Origin of the sequence: Burkholderia sp. Ax-1720, from assembly GCF_011753035.1 — a bacterium.
Classification (GTDB): domain Bacteria; phylum Pseudomonadota; class Gammaproteobacteria; order Burkholderiales; family Burkholderiaceae; genus Burkholderia; species Burkholderia gladioli.
In genome coordinates, this window is record NZ_VWWK01000327.1 from 1 (window position 1) to 3576 (window position 3576).

Sequence of the window (3576 nt, forward strand, 5' to 3'; positions counted from 1 at the left end):
CGCGCTCAGGCGCCGCCAGCCCGGCCGCTGCCCGTGCCGCCGGTGCCGCCGGTGCCGCCGTCGAAATCGGGCGCGCGCCGCTCGCGCAGCGAGCTGATCCCCTCGCGCACGTCGGGCCCGGAGAAACCCATGAATTCGAGCGCCAGCGAGGTATCGAAGCTCGGCCCGGCCAGGCGCAGCCAGTTGTTGAGCGCGTACTTGGTCCAGCGGATCGCGCTTTGCGAACCGCGCGCGAGCCGCTCGGCCAGCTCGAAGGCCTTCGGCAGCAGCTCGGCCTCGTCCACCGCCAGCGAGACCAGGCCGATGCGCTCGGCTTCCTCGCCGCTGACCGGCTCGCACAGCAGCAGGTGGTACTTGGCCTTGGCCATGCCGCACAAGAGCGGCCAGATGATCGCCGCGTGATCGCCGGCGGCCACCCCCAGCCGCGTATGGCCGTCGATGATGCGCGCCGTGTTGGCGGCGATCGAGACGTCGGCCAGCAAGCCCGCCACCAGCCCCGCGCCGACCGCCGGCCCGTGCATCGCCGAGACCACCGGCTTGCCGCAGTTGACGAGGTTGTAGACCAGGTCGCGCGCCTCGTGCCAGACCCGCGTGCGCACCTCGAAATCGTCGGCCATCTGCTCGACCAGGCCGAGATCGCCGCCGGCCGAGAAACCCTTGCCCTCGCCGCGGATCAGCGCCACGCGCACCTCGGGATCGCGGTCGAGGTCGCGCCAGATCTCGGCCAGCTCGCGATGCATGCGCGCGTCGGCGGTGGCCAGGTTGCTGCGGTTGGCGCCCGCGCCGCTCATCACGATCTCGAGGATGCCGTGCGGATGGCGCGCGAGGCGCAGCGACTGGTAGCCGGCATAGGCTTCCAGCCCGGCGGATTCACGCTCACTCATGTCTGTCTCCTGGTTCTTCTCGTGATGATCGGGGCAAACCGGCAGGCGGCCGGCCCGCCGCGCGCGTTCAGGCCTGCCCGTCGAGCGGCGACACCGCCTGCTCGATCGCGCCGAAGATCGACTTGCCGGCCGCGTCGAGCATCTCGATCCTGACGCGATCGCCGTAGCGCATGAACTCGGTGCGCGGCGCGCCGTGCTCGATGGTCTCCAGGCAGCGCTTCTCGGCGATGCAGCTGTAGCCGCGCCCGGCATCGCGGTTCGACACCGTGCCCGAGCCGACGATGGTGCCGGCGCGCAGGTTGCGCGTCTTCGCCGCGTGCGCGATCAACTGACCGAAATGGAAATTCATGTCGACGCCGGCCTCGGCCTGGCCCACCCGCTTGCCGTTCCAGCTCACCAGCAGCGGCCGCTCCAGGCGCCCGCCGCGCCAGTGCTCGCCGAGCTCGTCGGGCGTCACCGCCAGCGGCGAGAAGGCCGTCGCGGGCTTGCCCTGGAAGAAGCCGAAGCCCTTCGAGAGCTCGGCCGGGATCAGGTTGCGCAGCGACACGTCGTTGACCAGCATCACCAGCCGCACGGCGCGCAGCGCCTCGTCGGCGCTCGCGCCCATCGGCACGTCGCCCGTCACCACCGCCACCTCGGCCTCGAAATCGATGCCCCAGTCCTCCGAGGCGCAGACGATGTCGTCCTGCGGGCCGAGGAAATCGTCGCTGCCGCCCTGGTACATCAGCGGATCGCTGAGGAACTCGGGGGGCATCTCGGCGCCGCGCGCGCGGCGTACCAGCTCGACGTGGTTGAGGTAGGCCGAGCCGTCCGCCCATTGGTAGGCGCGCGGCAGCGGCGCCATGCAGTCGGCGGCCGAGAAGGCGAAGGCGCGGCGCGCGCGGCCGTGGTTGAGCGCATCGTAGAGCTCGCGAAGCTGCGGTGCGTGGAACGCCCAGTCGTCGAGCGCGCGCTGCAGCGTCGGCGCGACCGTCTCGGCGATCGCGGCCGTCTGCAGGTCGCGCGACACCACGATCAGTTGGCCGTCGCGCGTGCCGTCCTTCAGCGAAGCAAGTTTCATGGAGGGGAAGTCCGTGTAGTGACGATGGAGGGAAACTATTTTACGATGGTGAATCCGCGCGGCGAAGCCCGTGCCGCCCAGGGCGACGGCGCCGCCCGGGCCGCTTCACCGCCGCGCCCGGCCGCGCCTGCCTCGCGGCGAACCGCGCCGCCTCGCCCGCCACCTTCCTATCGCATTCCATCCATGGTCAACACCGACGATCTCGCCGACCACCTCGCCGACGACAGCGCCGAGGAAAAGGTCCGCTCCGGCATCCAGTCGATCGAGGTCGGCTTCCGCCTGCTGGAGGTGCTCACCGCCGAGCCGCGCGCGATGATGCTGCGCGATCTCGCCCAGCGCGCGCAGATGAGCCCGGCCAAGGCGCACCGCTACCTGGTCAGCTTCCAGCGGCTCGGCGTGGTGGCGCAGGACCCCGTCTCGGGCCGCTACGAGCTGGGCGGCTTCGCGCTGCAGATGGGCCTGGCCCGGCTGGCCCGCGTCGACGGCGTGAAGCTCGCGCGGCTCGCGCTGTCGGCGCTGCGCGACGAGCTCGACCTCACGCTCGGCATCGCCGTGTGGGGCAACCAGGGGCCGACCGTGGTGCACTGGATGGAATCGAGCCATCCCGCCAAGGCCTCGCTCAAGCTCGGCGACGTGATGCCCCTGCTCGGCTCGGCCACCGGCCTGCTGTTCGCCGCCTACCTGCCGCGCGGCAAGACCGCCGCGATGCTCGAGCGCGAGCTGGCCGACGCGCGCCGCGGGCCGCCGCGCGACGGCCCGCGCACGCCGGCCGAGGTGGAGGCGCGGCTCGCCGAGGTGCGCGAGCACCAGGCGGCACGCGTCGAGGGCATGCTGCTGCCGAGCATCCACGCCTTCTGCATGCCGGTGTTCGATGCGCTCGGCGAACTCTCGCTGGGGCTAATCGCGCTGGGCCACGAGGGCAGCTTCGACGTGTCCTGGGGCGGCGAGATCGACCTCGCGCTGCGCGCCGTGGCACGCAAGCTGTCCTACGAAATCGGCTACAGTGCCGATCCGCGCGAGGCCTGAAACCGGAGCCCCGAACGCCGCGCGCGAACGTTCGGCGCGCGATCGGGTCGGACGGGCTGGGCGGTGCCGCCGCGCCTGTCGCGCCGGCGGGCCGGATGCGAACCGGCGTGCATCCACGCGAAGCGCGAGCCTCATGGCCGGAACGCGGCTTGCTGCTTCCTTGCTGCTTCTCGCCTTCACCGGCCCGCGTGCCCGGGATCCGGCGGCCGACGAGCCGGTACGTGCCGCCTCGCGCCGAACCCGCCACCGGCATCGCCCGCCGATGATTCAGCCCATCGCCCCCGAACGCCCTGAACACACCGAACCAGCCTCGCTCGATGCCCTCGCCCCTGCCGCCCGAATCGTCCCGCCTCTCGCCGCGCCGCTGGCTGCGCGCGGGGCTGACGCTCGCGCTGGTGCTGGTGCTGCACCTGATCGCCGGCCTGTGGTTCGCGGGATATCGCGCGCCGGCCAATCCCGATGCGCGCGACGACACGCCGGTACAGGTCGAGCTGCTCAAGCCGCAGCCGATCGAGCGCGCGCCCGCGCCGGCCGCGCCGGCACCGAAACCCGCGCCGAAGCCGGTGCCCAGGCCGGCCGCCAAACCCGCTCCGGCCGCGCCGCGCA

General features: G+C 72.4%; 3 protein-coding genes and 1 pseudogene. 2 read left to right on the plus strand and 2 right to left on the minus strand.

Going from position 1 to position 3576, the window contains the following annotated elements; genetic code table 11:
• Positions 1-5: 5 nt before the first annotated feature.
• Together F3J18_RS36140 and F3J18_RS36145 are read right to left on the minus strand one after the other, a co-directional pair.
• Positions 6-884 (minus strand): enoyl-CoA hydratase/isomerase family protein, encoded by an 879-nt coding sequence (locus F3J18_RS36140; protein ID WP_166916943.1) that lies wholly within the window; start codon positions 882-884, stop codon positions 6-8.
• A 67-nt stretch (positions 885-951) separates the two neighbouring features.
• Positions 952-1944 carry a fumarylacetoacetate hydrolase family protein gene (locus F3J18_RS36145; protein WP_166916945.1) on the minus strand — a complete coding sequence of 331 codons (993 nt, stop codon included), beginning with the start codon at positions 1942-1944 and terminating at the stop codon, positions 952-954.
• Positions 1945-1962: 18 nt separating this feature from the next.
• Here F3J18_RS36145 and F3J18_RS36150 point away from each other — a divergent pair, with 18 nt between their 5' ends.
• On the plus strand, positions 1963-2970 hold the full coding sequence (locus F3J18_RS36150) for an IclR family transcriptional regulator (RefSeq protein WP_025101448.1): 1008 nt from the start codon (positions 1963-1965) through the stop codon (positions 2968-2970).
• A gap of 317 nt (positions 2971-3287) precedes the next feature.
• Positions 3288-3576, plus strand: a pseudogene (locus F3J18_RS36155) (DUF3108 domain-containing protein); the annotation flags it as partial.